This window comes from Thermostichus sp. MS-CIW-41 (assembly GCF_054058915.1).
In genome coordinates, this window is record NZ_JBSSBO010000019.1 from 1 (window position 1) to 17406 (window position 17406).

Here is a 17406-nt window from a genome sequence, read left to right on the forward strand (position 1 = left end):
TTTAGATGCCCAAAGTGCAACCACAGGCTACCACGAGATTGGCAAGGCGCTCTGGGTGTTATGCTCAGAGCTTTGCGGGATACCGCCTTTCTGTTTGGACTCCGTCCCGCTAACGCGGTCGCGTCAGCGTCGCGTAGTGACAACGGAAACGGACAGAATGCTATCGCTTCACCGCTGAGCAGTAATGCTCAGCAGTGTTCAGCGTAAATGTATCAGCAGGCGATGGGCTTCTTGCAACAAAGCCGGGATCCGGTCGCGGTGGGGGCTGTGGATAAGATAAGGTCGCAGGGCTTCGGCATCCACTTTGTCTGCCCGCTGGCCGGGGAGCCAACTGCCGGCATTGCCCAACAGGTTGTAACGGCTCTTGGCATAGTCCACCAAGTCATAGGCCAAGACCAAATTGCGCAGCAGCAGAATGAACGGGATATTCACTTGTCCGGGGGTTTGGTCGTAGCGAGGCAGGCCCTGGTGCCAAGTTTTGGCGTAGTGTTCCCCCACCTGCTCGATCAAAGCTTGCTCTAGGCGGGCCAGGATCGGCGGCAACAGCTCATCAGCCCGATCCAATAACTCCACCGCCTGCAGGTGCTCATCAAAATCGCTGGGTCGGGCCGCCCCAATGCTGAGGGTGTGAACCTGGGGATGGGACAGACAGAACAGGTCGTTGAAGACCATCGGGCTGAGGGGTTGGCACAACTGCACCAGCTTGGCGGGCGGATCGTAAAGCTTGCCCCCCTTATCCGAGGGACTGATGATGAATACCCCCATATCCTGCTGAGCGGCGGCCTCAATGGCAGGCCAGTTGGTCTGGTTGACAAAATACCAGTGCAGGTTGACGTAATCGAAGCCCCCTGACCGTATGGCTTCCACGATCAACTCCGTCGGCCCATGGGTGGAGAAGCCGACAAAACGCACCCGCCCCTGCCGTACCAGGCGCTGACACACCTCCAGACACCCCCCTGGACGCAGGCTGTGCTCCAAGTCTTCCCAGGTGTTCAACCCGTGGATGGCCAGCAGATCCACGTAGTCGAGGTTCAAGTAGCTCATCGATTGCTCGAACTTGGCCAGGAACTGCTGCGGGTCGGCGCTGGGGCCAATTTTCGTCTGCACAATCAGATCTTGCCGGGGAAAGAGCGGCAAAATGCGGCCCAACTGCATTTCAGAAGTGCCATAGCCGCGGGCAGTTTCGATGTGGTTGATGCCCACCTCCAAGGCCCGGCGAATCGTCGCCTCCAGGTTCTGCTGGCTTGCCGCTGGGATCCCTGACCAAGGAGTATCTTGCCAGCTGTGTTGATAGCGCATGCCACCACAGCTCAGCACGGGCATAGGCAGCTCGGTACGCCCAAATCTGCGATACTGCATGGTTTTTCCCCTGGACTAAGCCCCATTTTAGGGCGGGCTTTCCATACCCCACCGCCGAAACTTGAACCCTGAGCCGGCCGCATTGTGCAGCAGTCACCGTCAGAAATCAAGAAATCAGATCAGTCTGGAAATGTGAGGGCTGCAGGGGAGCGACTAAGCTAGAGTGTTTTAGGAGTACGGGGCTGACGGGGCTCGAACCCGCAACTTCCGCCGTGACAGGGCGGTGCTCTAACCAATTGAACTACAGCCCCAATCGCTGCGAATATCTATTCTGGATGTGGATGAGGATTGTTGTCAATCATGGTGGTTAGTCTGGCAGCACAGGCCGCAACCCTTGTGGATACCGCTCCCCAAAATGGGATCCCAACGGCGGCGATGCAACAGGTGGCGGATGTGCTCACCCAGGTGGCCCAACACCTGGATCACCTGCAATACACCACCTTGCGCTACCCCGATGGCGGCTGGCTGACGGTGCGGGTGGTCGAGGAGCCTGCTGCTGGCGAGGCGGAGTCTTTGTCCTCAGAGGGATCCGAGCCGGCAACTCATCTGTGGATCCCGGCCTTCGGCCACCTGGAAGATGCCCACACCACGCTGGCAGAGCTCAAGGATCGAGCGCCGGAGCTGGAGACCGCTTCTTTTGGGGTTTTGGAGCTGTTGTTCTTGGCGTTGGGCCTTTCCCGGGCCGATGGTATTGTCTTTTACGACCAAGCTGGGGATCGGCAACAGGGCAAAACCGTAGCCTGCCGAGCTTTGATGGAACAGGTCAATCAATCGCTTCGCAGATGGGCTTCCCCACCCCCTTCAATGGCTTGAGCTCTTGAACTTGTCTCTTTTATGGTTTTGTGGTCATTTCGATTCAAACTAGGACAAAGCGTTGAATGCGGAGGGCCAGAAGGCTTTTCTAAGGACTCCGTCCCGCCGGCGCGAGCAGTAGCCCAGATGTCTCATCCTAACCTGAAACAACTATAAAACCATTGAAGATCTATAAAGTTAAAGATCGCAACGCAAAATTCCAGATCCGCCAGATCCGCAGTCCGCCCTGCGTCAGCTCAAAATGGCTCCCTGCCGACGGGCAAACTTCCGCAGCTTCTCGTCCATCTGTGCCCCTCGCAGATCTGCTTTGCAAAAGTTGGTGAAGCGCTTGCTCTTTTCTTCTGGGTATCGAGCCAAACGAACCCCACCGCCCATCGACCAGATCACCGAGCTGGCCACCACCAAGGCGATCCCAGCCGCTCCTAACGCATAAACCAAATTGCCCGTGGTCAGGCGGACAAGCAAAAAGGCCAGGATCCCTGAGCCCAGCAGCCCCCCCAAGCCTGTCAGGATCCCTCCCAATGTTTTGGCCGATCCAGACAGTTGGCTCAAAACCCGTAGCCAATGGGGTTGAGGGGTGTTGAAGAGGATCCCGCGCAGATCCGCCCCCTGCAAGTTGGCCCCTGAGAAATCGGCCCCCCGCAGATCGGCCTGGCGCAAATCATAGCCGGCTAGGTTTTGGTTGGCAAAGGACTTTCCCCGCAGATCCGCTCCCGCCATGGAAGGGATCCGCGGTGGGGTGGCCGGCTTGATCCGTCCGCCGCCTGTGATGCTGCTGGCTCGGCCCAGTTGGGTAAAACCGGTGGTGCTCCCCCACTCAGAGGGGATGGATAGCGGGCTGCTGGCTGTCATTCCCCCTGCAGTGAACTGAGGTAGGGGTGTGGGCACGAAATCACCCGAGCGGCGCTTGGCCCAGTAGCCGGAGATCACCGATGTGCTGGGATTGGCAGACAGGGGAGAGCCGGGCAACACAATCGGCTGAGAGATCGGGCCGCCTGCCTCTTCCACCGGGATCCCTTGCAGCGCCCGCAAGACCTCGGTGGCGGTGGCAAAGCGCTGATTGATGGCCGGCTGCAACATGCGGTGCAGAATGGCGTCGAATTCCGGGCTAAGCTGCAGTTCATCCGACCAATCCCACTGCCCCGTTTCATGGTTATAAAACTTGGCCGGAGATTCCAACGTCATCAAGTTGATGCAGGTGGCAGCCAAGGCGTAGAGATCGCTAGAGGGACCGACCGCCTGGCCGGCTACTTGCTCCGGGGGAGAAAAGCCCAGCGAGCGAATGGCCGTCGCCTCTTCTGCCGAATCCTGGCCCGGGCCGAGCTGCTTGACGGCCCCAAAGTCGATCAGCACCAATCGACCATCTTCTTTGCGACGAATCAGGTTGGCGGGTTTAATGTCTCGGTGAACCGTGTTTTGGCTGTGGACATAGCTGAGGATCAGCAGCACCTCCTGCATCACCTGCCGGGTTTGTTCTTCGGAAAAGGGCCCATTGCGACGCATTTCTTGGGAGAGGGTGGTGCCCTGGATAAATTCCTGCACCAAGTAGAACTTGCCGCCTTCCTGAAAGTGGGCGTAGAGCTTGGGGATCTGCGAATGTTCGCCCAGGCGCTCCAACACTTGGGCCTCGCGATTGAAGAGCTCCTCCGCCAGCTTGGCCAGTTGCGGGGATCCCTCGACCGGGCGCAACTGCTTGATCACCCGCCAAGGTTTGGAGGGCATGTCCTCATCCCGCGCCAAAAAGGTAGAGCCAAATCCCCCCTGGCCGATGCGCTTGAAGGCCCGGTAGCGATTGCGCAGCAGGAGGGGATGGCCACAAGAGGCACAGGTAGAGGCATCCGCCGGGTTTTCCGGGTGCAAACAGGCAGGGTTAAGGCAGTAGCAAGTGAGCATACCAGTTTGGGGTTACCGGCTGGCGATCCGGACAACCGAGACGGAGCCAAGAAGTCGGCAGGCAAGTTGTGAGAGATACATACAGGTTAGACCAAGAAGAAACAAATCTTGCACAACTGCCTCAGATAGGCTGATCTTAGCGTCTGCCCGCCCTGAGGTTAATCGGACAAATCGCTTAGGTTTTCGGCGGATGGGGTTTGGTGGAACAGAGGAGAACAACAAGGGCTGGACTGCCCTGCAGAGGGAAAACTTAGAATTGATGAATACAGCCATCTTCGCCTGTCATGTTTCCAGCGCTTTCCGGTGCCGCCATTCGGCAAACTTTTCTGGACTTCTACGCTCAGCGGGGCCACCAGGTGTTGCCCAGCGCCTCCTTGGTGCCGGAAGATCCGACGGTGCTGCTGACCATTGCCGGCATGTTGCCCTTTAAGCCCATTTTCCTGGGGCAACGGGATCCGGAGTACCCACGGGTTACAACGGCCCAGAAATGTGTGCGCACCAACGACATCGAGAACGTGGGCCGAACGGCGCGCCACCACACCTTCTTCGAGATGCTGGGCAACTTCAGCTTTGGCGACTACTTCAAAAAGGAGGCCATCGCCTGGGCCTGGGAGCTGGTGACGGAGGTGTTCGGCCTGCCCCCGGAACGGCTGGTGGTGAGCGTCTTTCGCGAAGATGAGGAGGCTTTTGCCCTCTGGCGAGATGAGGTAGGGATCCCGGCCCACCGCATCCAGCGCATGGGAGAGGCGGATAATTTCTGGGCTGCCGGCCCCACCGGCCCCTGTGGCCCTTGTTCTGAGATCTACTACGACTTCAAGCCAGAGCTGGGGGATGAGCGGATCGATTTGGAGGATGACTCCCGCTTTCTGGAGATCTACAACCTGGTGTTCATGGAGCTGAACCGGGATAGCGAAGGTCACCTGATGCCGCTGGCCAAGCAAAACATCGACACCGGCCTGGGGTTGGAGCGGTTGGCCCAAGTGTTGCAGGGGGTGCCCAACAACTACGAGACGGACTTGATCTTTCCCATCATTCAAACGGCGGCTGGGATCGCCGGGCTGAACTACTCCAAGGCCGACCCGGAGCAGCAAATCTCCCTGAAGGTGATCGGGGATCACGCGCGGGCAGTGATGCATTTGATTGCCGATGGGGTGCTTCCTTCCAATGTGGATCGGGGCTATGTGCTGCGGCGGCTGATCCGGCGGATGGTGCGCCACGGTCGGTTGCTGGGGATCGGCGAGCCTTTCACCATCCCGGTGATCGAGACCGCGATTCAGTTGGCCGAGGCTGCCTATCCTCAGGTGCGGGAGCGAGAAACCCTGATCAAGACCGAGCTGCAACGGGAGGAAGAGCAGTTTCTCAAAACCCTGGAGCGGGGGGAACGGCTACTGCTGGATTTGTTTACTGCCGTCGAATCTTCCCGCCGTGACAGCAGCTCGCCAAAGCAGATCTCCGGCGCCGACGCCTTCAAGCTCTTCGATACCTACGGTTTTCCGCTGGAGCTAACCCAAGAAATTGCCCAGGAACACGGCTTCAGCGTGGATCTGGAGGGCTTTGAACAAGAAATGGAGAAACAGCGGCAGCGGGCCCGCGCCGCCCACCAAACCATCGACCTCACAGCCCAGGGATCCCTGGACGAGCTGGCGGATTTCCTCAGCCAAACGGAGTTTTTGGGATACAGCCAATCTTCTGCCCGCGGCGTGGTCGAGGCCCTGTTGGTCGAGGGGAAATCGGTGCCCCAAGTGGAGGCAGGGCAGGCAGTGCAGATCGTTTTGGATCGCACGCCCTTCTACGCCGAGTCCGGCGGGCAAATTGGCGACCGGGGCTACCTTTCTGGGGACGGCCTGCTGGTGCGGATTGAAGATGTGCAAAAGCAAGGGGATCTGTTCGTTCACTTTGGCCATGTGGAACGCGGGATCCTGCGGGTGGGGGATCCCGTCCAAGCCCAAATCGACCTGGCCTGTCGGCGGCGCGCCCAAGCCCACCACACCGCCACCCACCTGCTGCAGGCGGCCCTGAAAAGAATTGTCGATCCCTCGATTGGTCAGGCGGGATCCCTGGTGGCCTTTGACCGGCTGCGCTTTGATTTCACCCTATCCCGGCCAGTCACCCCTGAGGAGCTGGAACAGATCGAGAACTTGGTGAACACCTGGATCGCCGAGGCCCATGCTGCTCAGGTGGCGATCATGCCCTTGGCCGAAGCCAAAGCCAGAGGTGCCGTGGCCATGTTCGGGGAAAAATACGGCGCTGAGGTGCGGGTGATCGACTTTCCGGGGGTGTCGATGGAGCTGTGTGGCGGCACCCATGTCAACAACACCGCCGAGATTGGCCTGTTCAAGATCATCGCCGAGACGGGAGTGGCTGCTGGGATCCGCCGCATCGAGGCCGTGGCCGGGCCGGCTGTGCTGGAATACCTGAACGAACGGGACAGGGTGGTGCGGGAGCTGAGCGCTCAATTTAAAGCCAAGCCCCAGGAACTGCCGGAGCGGGTTGCCGCCCTACAGGCGGAGCTGAAAGCTGCTCAGAAGGAGCTGGAGGAGGTGCGCAGCCAGTTGGCCTTGCTACAGGCCGAAGGTCTGCTGGCCCAGGCGGTTGCCGTCGGAGATCTCAAGGTGCTGGTGGCCGAGCTGGGATCCACCACCCCTGAGGCCCTCAAAACCGCTGCCGAGCATCTGCTCTCCAAGCTGGGGGAAGGGGCAGTGGTGCTGGGATCGGTGCCGGAAGCCGGCAAGGTCAGCCTGGTGGCTGCCTTTAGCCCTGCTGTGCAGCAACTTGGCCTGAAGGCGGGATCCTTCATCGGCGAGATCGCCAAACTGACTGGGGGCGGTGGTGGCGGACGGCCCAACTTGGCCCAAGCTGGGGGCAAACAGCCGGAGAAATTGGCAGAGGCTTTGCAGGTGGCCCGGGAGCGGTTGCAAGCGGAGCTGATCTCGCGCTAGGGGAGCGAAGCCCTTTTGAGCACCAACAGGCCGTCCATCAGCCACTACAGTCGTTCAGTTTAGAGTGCTGTTCAGTTTAGGGTGAGACGCCTGGGCTATTGAGGGAAGCCTTCTGGCCCCGTATTGGGTTATGGGTTTAGGTTTAAATCGAAATGACTATAGATCTTCGGCCAGTGCAGTTTCCGACATGTCTTCCAGGCTCAGTTGCACCTGCCGCTGCAGCGCCTGAATCGCTTGGTATTCCTGCTGGATGCTGGCCTGGTACTGGGCGGCCAGGGCAGTGTTGCCTTCGGAAAAGGCTTGATCCCACAGTTGGGTCCAGTAGCGGTAGCGCTTCTGGCGAATTTCCAGCTCCATGTTGGCAATGGCGGCCCGCACCACCATCCGTGGACGCATCAGGGCTACGCGGGTGTTTTCGTCCAACCAGAGCAGATGGCTGAGGCGCTCGTTGAGCTGCTCATCTTGGGCACAGAGGGTGCGCAAAGCCGTCAGCAAAGTCTCTCCCCGGTCTTCCAGCTCCGGCTGTGCCGAGATCAGTTCCAAGATCCGCTGCCACAGCTCCCGGTGGGGGCGAAAACTAAATTGCAGCTCTCGCTCCAGCAAAGTTTGCCGAATTTCGTGGCGATACTCGCCAAAATGCAGAAAGATCTGCAAAAGATGGGACTCAGATTGCAAGAGTTTGGATCCCTTATTGAGGGAAGGTTGCCGGGGTTTGGCCCAGCGGTACTGCCGCACGGCTCGGCGCAGGTCTTCTTCCAAATCTCGACTGAGGCGACCGTTGCCGCGGCTGAGCAATTCTGCCACTTTGTGCAAATACAAAGAGCGCCATTGTCCACCCAAACCGGCCAGCAGTTGCACAAGGGCTTGACGGGCCTGCTGAAAATCGGTGGCCCGGCTCAGATCCCGACCGGCCAACACCTGTTCAATTCGCCAATCCAGCCACAGGGGAGCTTGCTCGATCAGGGTTTGCAGTTCAGAAACCGCTCGCGTCGGCGGGGCCGAGCTCTTGTACTCCCGCAAAAATTCGTCGGCATCTTTGCCCTCAGGAAGGGTGAGAATGCGCAGCTCGATTTCTCCGCGCCGCGCTTGTTCTTCAACGGCTTCAATGGCTCGGTTGGCGGCGTTCAAACCGGCCCGATCCGCATCAAAATTGAGGATCAGCCGCTTCGATTGGGTGTAGCGCAGCAGGATCTTCACCTGGTGGGGCGTCAAAGCGGTGCCCATAGCGGCTACGGCATAGGCAACCCCCGCCTGATGCAGGGCGATGACATCGAAATAGCCTTCCACCACCAGGACTTGATCGGCTTTGGCAATGGCATCGCGGGCAAAGTTGAGGCCATAGACCACCTGGCTTTTGTTGAAAAGCTCTGTTTCTGGAGAGTTGAGGTACTTGGGCTGTCCTGACTCCCCCAAGGCTCTGCCGGCAAACCCGATCACCCGCCCCTGCACATCGAAAATGGGCAGCATGATCCGGTTGCGAAAGCGGTCGTAGTGGCCGGATCCCTGCTGGCGGGGAACCAGCAATCCAGCCTCTTCTAAAAGTTTGACCGGTTGGCGCTTGTGGTTGACCAAGTATTCGTAGAGAGATTGCCAGCCGGGGGGAGCAAAGCCGATTTGAAATTTTTGCAAAGTTTCTTCGCTCAGGTGGCGGCTGTGCAGGTACTGGCGGGCGGCGGATCCTAGCTGGGATCGGAGGGCATGCCGATAAAAATCGGCAGCCATGGCCAAAATCTCCAGCAGCTTTTCCCGGTGGGAGAGCTCCCGCTCATCAAGGGATCCCAAGGGCTGTGTCTCGGTGTGGCGAGTGGGCAGAGGGATGTGGTATCGCCGCGCCAAGTGGCGCACGGCCTCAGCAAAGGAGAGATGCTCGGTCTGCATGACAAAGCGCAGCACATCTCCCCCTGCCCCGCAGGAGAAGCACTTGTAGATCTGCTTGCTGGGGCTGACCTGAAAACTGGGTTTGTGGTCGTTGTGGAAAGGGCAAAGCCCAACGAAGTTCTTTCCCTGCTTGCGCAGCACCACTTTTTCGGCCACCACTTCCACGAGGTCGGCCTTTTGGCGCACCAACTGAATGAAATCGGGGGGCAGACCGCTCATGGCTTCGGGGGATCCTGACCTTATAGTAGCCGGGGGAAACTCGACAGGCTGTCTTTTGACCTGGCCCAACGGGCTTGGGATAATGGGCGGGCCTTAAAGGCTAGTTTTCGGTCAGTCCCTGAGATGAAAGTGCGAATGATCAACCTTTTTATCGGGCTTTTGGTGGCAGTATTTGCCCTCTTTTTAGGCCCGCAAATGGCTTCTGCTGAGCCTGATTTGGCCTTGGGAGCCAAGGTCTTTCAGGCCAAATGTGTGGGTTGTCACTTGAACGGGCGCAACACTTTGGTGGCAGCGAAAAACCTTTCTCTGGCGGCTCTTCATGAGTACCACGTAGACACCCCTGAGCTGATCCAGGCCCAAGTGAGAAACGGCAAAGGGGCCATGCCGGCTTTTGCCAAGATTCTCAAGCCGGAGGAGATCGAGGCGGTGGCGGCCTACGTTTTGGATCGCGCTGAGCACAACTGGAGCAGAGGCTAGTGTCCAAAGAGAAGACTCAAGATCCAGCCTTGCTGCAGGAAAGCCCGGCGGAGCGGCTGCCTCACGAGCAGGGATGTGAAGGACAGGGATCCCGCCGCCAGCTTCTCTCAGTGGGCATAGGAGCCCATGGGCTAGTGGCGGTGGGCATTTCTGCCCATGGGGTGGTAGCCATCGGCGTGGTCACCCACGGCATCCTCTCCATTGGCCTAGTAGCCATGGGCGCTCTCTCCTTTGGGCTGGTGTCCATGGGCTTGGCCAGCGCCGGCCTGGTGTCCATGGGTCTCTCCAGTTGGGGCCAGCACAGCATGAGCCTGATGGAATCCCACGGATCCCATCACCATCCCTAGGTTTTGACCAACAAACACTGCATTTTTCTCTTTCCCTACAGGTTTATAAGGAGCATCTGCGAATGTTCAGTCTGCAAAGTTACTTGACCCTGGCCAAGAAATCTCTGCTGGCCCTGGGAATGAGTTTTTTACCCCTTTCCTCTGCCTGGGCCCATGTTACCGTCCATCCCAAAGAGGCCCCGGCGGGCAGCTTTGCCAAGCTCACCTTTCGGGTGCCCCATGGCTGCGATGGATCCCCGACCGTGCGCCTGCGGGTGCAGATCCCGGAGGGATTCGTCTCTGTGAAGCCGATGGTGCATCCCCTGTGGAAAATCGAGACGGTCAAAAAGCCGCTGGAGACCCCCTATGAGTCGCATGGGAAGATGATTACCGAAACGGTTGCCGAGGTGATCTGGAGCGGCGGCTCGCTGCCCGATGAGTTCATGGATGAGTTCAGCATCCGCGCCAAGCTGCCGGATCGGCCCGGCGAGGTCATCCCCATCCCAGTGATTCAGGAGTGCGAGCAGGGCATGTACCGCTGGATTCAGGTGGCTCAGCCTGGCGAGGATCCCAACAGTTTGCCGGAGCCGGCTCCGCTGCTGAAGCTGACAGGTGGAGACAGTGGACAGGGTCACGGTCAAGGCCATGGGCACGGCCATGGACACGGTACCCGCTAAGCGGTCTGCTTAGGAGCATGTTTCATCCCAAAAGGGGTTTTGCTTGGATTTGGTCTGGGATCCTCTGCGCCTTGCTGTGGGTGGCCGGGATCCAGCCCGTTTTTGCCCATGCCAGCTTGCTCTCCACCTTCCCAGAGGATGGGGCAGTGTTGCAGGAAGCTCCGGCCCAGGTGCGGCTGGTCTTCAATGAGCCGGTGCGGATCACGCAACTCCAGGTTTTGGGTAGCAGCGGACAGGCGCTAGCTTTGGAAAACGTGGTGAGCACCGGCAACGCACCGCAGGGGGATTTGCCGCAGGGGATCCCCGAGGGAGTTTACATCGTCAGTTGGCGGGCCATTTCTGCCGATTCCCATCCGGTGAGTGGATCGTTTGCCTTCCAGGTGGGGGCAGCCGATCCTGGGCAATTGCGGGCGGCGAGGACAGCTCACGCCCAAGGAAGGGATCCCTTGTACTGGCCGCTGGTGGGGGTGCGCTGGGGGATCTACTTGGGCAGCCTTTTTGTGGTGGGGGTGCTGGGCTGGTGGCGACTGTTGCGGGGGCGGTTAAACGCCGAGGCCGGATCTTGGGCTTTTGCGACAGCTTGGATCACCCTCAGTTTGACCGCGGTGGCCTTCAGTCTGCATTTGGCCCAGCTCTACCCTTACTTTAATGGGCGAGAGCTGCTGCGTGTGATGCTTTCTCCCTACGGTTGGGGTACAGGGCTGCGGCTGGTGGGGCTAGGGATCCTGATCTGGGCCTGTGAGGGAGGTGCCGTCTGGGCCAGCGGTATGGGGTCAGTGTTGGTGCTCGGCTCCTTTTTGCCCATTGGCCATGCTCTCACCAGTGAGCATCCGATGGGGACAATGGCGCTGCTGGGGCTGCATCTGGCCGGTTCAGCTTTCTGGTTGGGAGGGTTGTGGGGGCTGGAGCGCCTGCTGGGCAAGGAATCTGCTCCCTACCCATCTGTAGGCATCATCCAACGGTTTTCTGACGTGGCCACCTGGGCGGTACCGGGGCTTATCCTGGCGGGGGTGGGGATGGGTGGGATCCATCGCGGCTGGGACTGGGATCATCCGTATGGGCAGTATCTCTGGGCCAAGCTGCTGCTGGTGCTGATGATGGTGGGGTTGGGCGCCCACAACAAGTTTCGGCTGGTGCCGGCATTGCAACAGGGTGGGCAGACGGTGGGCCGGTCGCTGCGCCGGATCGTCCGCCTGGAGTTGGTGGGGCTGATGCTGGTGCTGGCCTTGACCAGCTTCCTGGTGGCCCAGGCTCCTCCCAGTCATGGAAGGCATGGCATGGGATCCCCACTGGAGTCGGGCTTGCAGACCAGTTGTGAAGAGAGCTTGAACTGGCCGGAAGGCAGCCTGCACCTGAAGATTCTGCCCTGTCGTCCTGGGGAAAATCAAATTCGGGCTGAGGTGAAGGGAGTCCCGGCCCAGGAATTGACCCTTGGGTTTTCCCTGCCAGAACAGGGGATCCCCCCTCTACGCCGCACTGTAGCGCCGGATGGGCCTGGCCAATTTGTGGTGGAAAATGTGCCTCTGGCCCTGGCGGGGGAATGGCAGATCGAGGTGAGACTGCTGATCAGCGATTTTGAAGAGCGGCGAGGTCAGATCGCGGTTTCTCTGTAAACTACCCGACCCTGACTGCTTCGCAGTACAGGGCGGGCTTTCGGCAGCCCTGCAGTTGGCAAGCCAACCACGAACCTCTAGGCTGGTTTACGGCAGCCCCCAAAAGCGCAATCACATTCGCACCATTCAAATCCGCATCCCCTTCCCATCCACAGTGTCCACACTTAAACTTCTTTCCACTGCGATAGGATTGCGCAGGGTCGGGATGGATGTGCAAACACCGGTGGCAGGTCTGCGACGTGTAGGCAGGCGGCACAAGAATCAGAGCAACCCCCGCACGCAGAGCCTTGTACTCCAAAAATTGACGGAGTTGATAAAACGCCCAACTGTTGGCCCTGCGCCGTTCGGCTTTGCTGCGTGGCTGTTGATTGACCCTTTCCCGAATCCCTGTCAGGTCTTCCAGAGCAATAGCGCTGTTGGTAGCTTTTGCCCTAGAGACAATAGCTTTGGAGATGCGATGATTGACCCACGCCTGAAAGCGCCTCTCCTTGCCAGACAGCCGTTGCAACAGTTGACGGCATCTGCGCCGCGAACTGCGTGTGCCCTTACTGGCTTTGCGTTGGAGTACCGCCCTCAACCGGGAGTAGTGGTCTCGGACTCTGTTCAACTGCTGTCCATTCCAATTGTCCCCGTCTGACGTATGGGCGATATCCGTCCTGCCCAAGTCCACCCCGATCACCCTGTCGGTATCTTGTTGCTTGGGCGGGTTTTTCTCTACGCAAATCTGGATGTAGTAGGAGCCATCCTTCCGCTGGACTAGGGTGGCCGATTTGGGGTTAGAGCCAGCCAGTATTCCCCTCTGGTAGTTACCAATGGCTAGCTCAAAGCGTTCTCTCCCTTCAACCGTGGTCAGCGACACCGTCCAGTCTTTCTCGCGAAATGAGAAGATACGTGCATCGTAGGTAACGAACCTACGCTTGAACTCTTTAACCGGACGGTTGCGCTGTCTCGCCACTTTGCGAGCGCCGGCCAGTCGTCTGCACACCTGTTGGGCCAAGTTGCTGGACAAGCCGAATCGGGCTCGAATCTCGTAGTAGCAAAGGGATTGCAACTTGACCGCGTTGACGATCTTCTCCGGCGTGTTCTGGTTGACCCAGTTCAATGCCTGCACAAAGACATCCATCGTCGCGTCCAATTTGGCGGCTTGTGACGGGAACGCCTTGAGCTTACAGGATATGGTCAGGACTTGGCTCATAAGTCCATTGTACTTCATCAAAGCGCATTCCTCCCGGCACTGACCCTACGGGTACAGTGCGGGGCTCCTGCGATTTCTAGCTGACTGAATTGTTACAGACATTGAAGATCGCGAAAAGAAAAAGCAGAAAAAGACCCTGGATAGGAGCTGTGGATTGCTCCGCCCAAGGGCGTCCGCCTGTGGCAGAATCGAGCCAGCTTGCAGTGGCAAAAGGCTGCGCCGCTCAGGGACTGACTTGGCCATGGAAGACAAGATCAGAGCGGGAAGTGTGCTCAGGGGACGCTATCGCATTCTCCATCCCCTCGGGGAAGGGGGATTTGGCATAACCTACAAGGCGGTGGATCAAGACACCTTCGATAGCCCCTGCGTCGTCAAGCGCCTTCGCCCCCTCTCCACGGATCCTTATACACTGGCCACGGCTCGCAAGCTCTTTGAACGGGAAGCCAAGGTTCTCAACCGGCTCAACCACTTCGACCAGGTGCCCCGCCTTTTGGCCCACTTCGAGCAGGATCAGGATTTTTACTTGGTGCAAGAGTTTGTTGCCGGGCATGATCTCAGCCAGGAGCTGATCCCGGGCAAGCCGCTGAGCGAGGCCGAGGTTTTGAAACTGTTGTGGGATATTTTGGAGATCCTGCGCCATGTACACGCCCACCAGATCGTCCATCGGGATATCAAGCCGGCCAACCTGATGCGCCGCGATGCCGATGGCAAGTTGGTGTTGATCGACTTTGGGGCAGTCAAGGAAGTGGGGCGGTTGGTCAGCCATGCTCCCGGCCAAACTCAGTTGGCGACGGTGATTGGCTCGGTTGGCTACATGGCGCCCGAACAGCTCAACGGCAAGCCCCAGCCCTGCAGCGACCTGTACTCCGTAGGGGTGCTGGCCATCCAAGCCCTCACCGGTCGTCCTCCCCATAAGATCCGGGACGATCCCCGCACCGGCCAACTGCTCTGGCGGGATTTGGTTCAGGTCAGCGAGGAGCTGGCCGAGATTTTGGATCGCCTGATCTGCCCCCACTGGCAAGAGCGCTTCCAGTCCGCTGCTGAAGTGTTGGAGGCGCTGCGGCCCCTGTTGCCTTTTCCCCAAGAGGCGACGCTCGGCGATGTTTCGGTGGATCAGGTTTTGGTGACGCGCCTGTTGGCCCGCGGACAGGAGAAAGCCCGCCAAGGGGATTTCCAGGGGGCGATTGCCGACTGTACGTTGGCCATTCAATTGGATCCCCAAAATAGCCGCGCCTACAGCCAGCGGGGCAGCGCCCGCTACAAAAGTGGGGACTTGGCAGGGGCCATCGCAGATTACACCCAAGTCATTCAACTGGCAGGGGACGCCCGCGCCTATTTCAACCGCGGCATTGCCCGCTACCGGCTGGAGGACTACGAGGGAGCTGTTGCCGACTACACCCAGGCTCTCGGCCTCAACCCACAATGGGCGGTGGCCTACTACAACCGTGGCAATGCTTACCGGCAACTCAATCAGCAGCAGCAGGCCATCGAAGACTATTCGCGGGCCATTGAGCTCAACCCGGAAGATGTGCGGGCCTATTTCAACCGCGGCGTGGTGCGCGGCCATCTGGGAGATGCGCAGGGGGCAGCAGCCGATTTTTCCGAGGTGATCAAGCGGGACCCTCAGGACGGGGAAGCCTACTTCAACCGGGGAGTGGCGCGGGTCCAGTTGTCAGATTTGCAAGGGGCCGTCGAGGACTACACCCAAGCGCTGCAGTTGGATCCTCGCCACGGCAAAGCCTATTACCACCGGGGCCTGGCCCGGCAAGCGTTGGGGGATCCCCAGGGGGCTGTTGAAGATTTTTCTCAGGCCCTATCCCTACGGTCTGCTGAGGCCACTGAGCTACCTGAGGCAGAGGCGGCAGCCCAGGCGGATCTCTACTTGCAGCGGGCCATGGCCTACCTGAGCAGCAACACCCTGGAGCCGGCGCTGGCCGATTGTGAACAGGCTCTCCGTCTGGATCCCAACCTGTCGCGGGCCTATCTCTGCCGGGGCTTGGCTCGCCAGGGGCTGGGGGATCCCGGCGGCGCTCTGGCAGACTTCAACCGCGCCCTGGAGCTGGATCCCCAAATGGCCAAAGCCTACCTCAACCGGGGCATTGCCCACCTGGACTTGGGCAACATCGAAGCGGCTTTGTCCGACTTGAACCAGGCCATTGCTTTGGATCCCCAAGATGCCAGTGCCTACAGCAGCCGCGGGCGAATCCATTGGCTGTTGGGGGATCCCCTAGCGGCTCTGCAGGATTACACGGCTGCCCTGGAGCGGGATCCGCAGAACCCTCAGCTCTACTTCAACCGCGGCCAACTCCATGTTGAGCGGGAAGATTGGCCGGCAGCCTGTGAGGACTTCTCGCAGGTGTTGCAGTGGGCGGCGAGGCCTGGGATCCCACGCGGGCCGGAGCTGCTGGTTAATGCCCATCTGCGCCGCGGTATTGCACGGCAACGGCTGGGGGATTGGCAGGGGGCGTTGGCCGATTTCGACCAAGTCCTGCAAGGGGATCCTCAGTCGGGCTTGGCTTATTTCCATCGCGGCCAAGTGCGGGCTGCTCTGGGAGATGGGCTGGGGGCCATCCAGGATTACCACCAGGCTTTGGCGCTGGGGGTGGCAGTGGCCGAGGCGGATATCCGCCGAGATCTGGCGCGGGCCCAAATCCAGACGGGAGATCTGCAGGCGGCCTTGGAGCAGTTGAACGAGGCGGTGCGCTTGCAGCCGGAACGGCGGGATCTGCGCCAAGAGCGAGCTGAGTTGTGCCGACAGCTGGGCCGGTGGCCAGAGGCCATTGCCGACTACGACGAGGTGTTGCGGCAGGATCCCCAGGACTGGACGGCTTGGCTGGGACGGGGCATGGCCCATGGACAGGTGGGCAACTGGGATTCCGCCATTCAGGATCTCAGCCGGGTTTTGCAGCAGGATCCTGACCACAGGGAAGCGCTGTGGCACCGAGGACAAGCCCTGCAGCAGTTGGGTCAGACCGAAGCGGCCTTGCAAGATCTCAACCGCTTGCTGCAGCGGGATCCCCAACACAGGATGGCCCGCTTGGCCCGCGGCTCTCTGTTGTTGGCGTTGGCGGTGCGCGGCACCGTTCCTGCAGCGGGCGTAGCCTTGGAGCAGGCCGAATCCGACTTCGACCAAGTCATCCAGGAAGAGGCCCAAGACGGGGAACAGTCCCGGCAGCTCTATCTGGAGGCCCACCTGAAGCGGGCCCAAGTCCGCCGCCTGCGCCACAACCTGGAGGGGGCAATAGCCGATTGGGATCGGGTCTTGGAGCTGGCCAGCCCAGGGGATCCAGAAGTGCTGGTCACCGAAGCCCTGTTGTATCGGGGCTTGTGTCGCCAAGAGAGGGGAGATCTGGCTGGGGCGTTGGCCGATTTCACGGCGCTGATCCAGCAGCAACCGCAGGCTTCTCAGGCTTTTGCTTTGCGGGCAAGGGTGCATCTGGCTTTGGGGGATCAAGAGGCGGCATTGGCGGATCTCAACCAAGCTCTGAGCCTCGACCAGAACTGGGGGGTGGCCGATGCTGCCCTGGCCTACCGTCAACGGGGGGATCTACACCGGCAGGCCAATTGCCCTGAGCTGGCCATTGCCGACTACACGCAGGCCCTGGCCTTGAACCCTCAGGAGCACTCTGCTTTGCTCTGCCGAGCTCTCTTGTGGGATCGCGCGGGACAGACGGACAAAGCGATAGAAGACTACACCCGACTGCTGCAACTGGAGCTGGATCCCCAGGAGCGGGTCTGGGTTTTGAACAACCGCGGCTGGGCCTATGCCCAACAGGGGGATTTTTCGGCGGCCATCCGCGACTACGACCAAGCCATAACACTCTGCACTGCTGACGCGAGCGATAGGGATCCCTGCCACCTCAAGGCCCACCTCAACCGCGCCCTGGCCCGGACTGCCCTTGGGGATTGGCAGAGAGCCTGCCAGGATTTCCAGGCTGCCCTCCAGATGCAAGGGTACGAAGGTCGGCTTTTGGAAGACGTTATCGCTAGTTATTTCAAAATAGGTTGAGACACTTC

The 17406-nt window shown here is 59.8% G+C and carries 11 protein-coding genes, 1 tRNA gene and 1 pseudogene; 8 read left to right on the top strand and 5 right to left on the bottom strand.

The features are described 5' to 3' along the window. A pseudogene (locus ACVWXE_RS07375) lies at positions 1-207 on the top strand (RNA-guided endonuclease InsQ/TnpB family protein); the annotation flags it as partial. On the opposite strand, the gene ACVWXE_RS07380 reads toward ACVWXE_RS07375, so the two are convergent. Then, a complete protein-coding gene (locus tag ACVWXE_RS07380; protein WP_457489958.1) occupies positions 199-1359 on the bottom strand; it encodes an aldo/keto reductase in 1161 nt (386 codons plus the stop codon). The pseudogene ACVWXE_RS07375 and the gene ACVWXE_RS07380 overlap by 9 nt on opposite strands. A gap of 177 nt (positions 1360-1536) precedes the next feature. Beyond that, a tRNA-Asp gene (locus tag ACVWXE_RS07385) sits at positions 1537-1610 on the bottom strand. 49 nt (positions 1611-1659) lie between these two features. On the opposite strand from ACVWXE_RS07385, the gene ACVWXE_RS07390 reads away from it, so the two are divergent. Beyond that, positions 1660-2172 (top strand): hypothetical protein, encoded by a 513-nt coding sequence (locus ACVWXE_RS07390; RefSeq protein ID WP_457489959.1) that lies wholly within the window; start codon positions 1660-1662, stop codon positions 2170-2172. A 231-nt stretch (positions 2173-2403) separates the two neighbouring features. Here ACVWXE_RS07390 and ACVWXE_RS07395 read toward each other — a convergent pair whose 3' ends face one another. Beyond that, entirely contained in the window at positions 2404-4065 is a 1662-nt protein-coding gene (locus ACVWXE_RS07395; RefSeq protein WP_457489960.1) for a protein kinase domain-containing protein, read from the bottom strand. 284 nt (positions 4066-4349) lie between these two features. On the opposite strand from ACVWXE_RS07395, the gene alaS reads away from it, so the two are divergent. Further along, complete coding sequence (gene alaS / locus ACVWXE_RS07400) at positions 4350-7004, top strand: alanine--tRNA ligase (RefSeq protein ID WP_457489961.1); 2655 nt, start codon at positions 4350-4352, stop codon at positions 7002-7004. 156 nt (positions 7005-7160) lie between these two features. Here alaS and dnaG read toward each other — a convergent pair whose 3' ends face one another. Beyond that, the gene (gene dnaG / locus ACVWXE_RS07405) at positions 7161-9101 is read right to left on the bottom strand and encodes a DNA primase (protein ID WP_457489962.1); all 1941 of its coding nucleotides are present in this window, start codon (positions 9099-9101) and stop codon (positions 7161-7163) included. Between the two features lie 135 nt (positions 9102-9236). Here dnaG and ACVWXE_RS07410 point away from each other — a divergent pair, with 135 nt between their 5' ends. The 4 genes from ACVWXE_RS07410 (at position 9237) to ACVWXE_RS07425 (ending at position 12194) form a co-directional block, all read left to right on the top strand. After that, complete coding sequence (locus ACVWXE_RS07410) at positions 9237-9578, top strand: c-type cytochrome (protein WP_011433133.1); 342 nt, start codon at positions 9237-9239, stop codon at positions 9576-9578. After that, complete coding sequence (locus ACVWXE_RS07415; RefSeq protein ID WP_457489963.1) at positions 9578-9925, top strand: hypothetical protein; 348 nt, start codon at positions 9578-9580, stop codon at positions 9923-9925. Before ACVWXE_RS07410 ends, ACVWXE_RS07415 begins: the two co-directional genes overlap by 1 nt. Positions 9926-9987: 62 nt before the next feature. Further along, positions 9988-10581: a YcnI family protein gene (locus ACVWXE_RS07420; RefSeq protein WP_457489964.1), complete on the top strand. Its 594-nt coding sequence runs from the start codon at positions 9988-9990 to the stop codon at positions 10579-10581. Between the two features lie 17 nt (positions 10582-10598). After that, positions 10599-12194, top strand: a complete 1596-nt coding sequence (locus ACVWXE_RS07425; protein ID WP_457489965.1) for a copper resistance CopC/CopD family protein — start codon at positions 10599-10601, stop codon at positions 12192-12194. Position 12195: 1 nt separating this feature from the next. On the opposite strand, the gene ACVWXE_RS07430 is transcribed toward ACVWXE_RS07425, so the two are convergent. Beyond that, positions 12196-13389 (bottom strand): RNA-guided endonuclease InsQ/TnpB family protein, encoded by a 1194-nt coding sequence (locus ACVWXE_RS07430; RefSeq protein WP_457445177.1) that lies wholly within the window; start codon positions 13387-13389, stop codon positions 12196-12198. Between the two features lie 241 nt (positions 13390-13630). Here ACVWXE_RS07430 and ACVWXE_RS07435 point away from each other — a divergent pair, with 241 nt between their 5' ends. Further along, positions 13631-17398, top strand: a complete 3768-nt coding sequence (locus tag ACVWXE_RS07435) for a tetratricopeptide repeat protein (RefSeq protein ID WP_457489966.1) — start codon at positions 13631-13633, stop codon at positions 17396-17398. Positions 17399-17406: the final 8 nt, after the last annotated feature.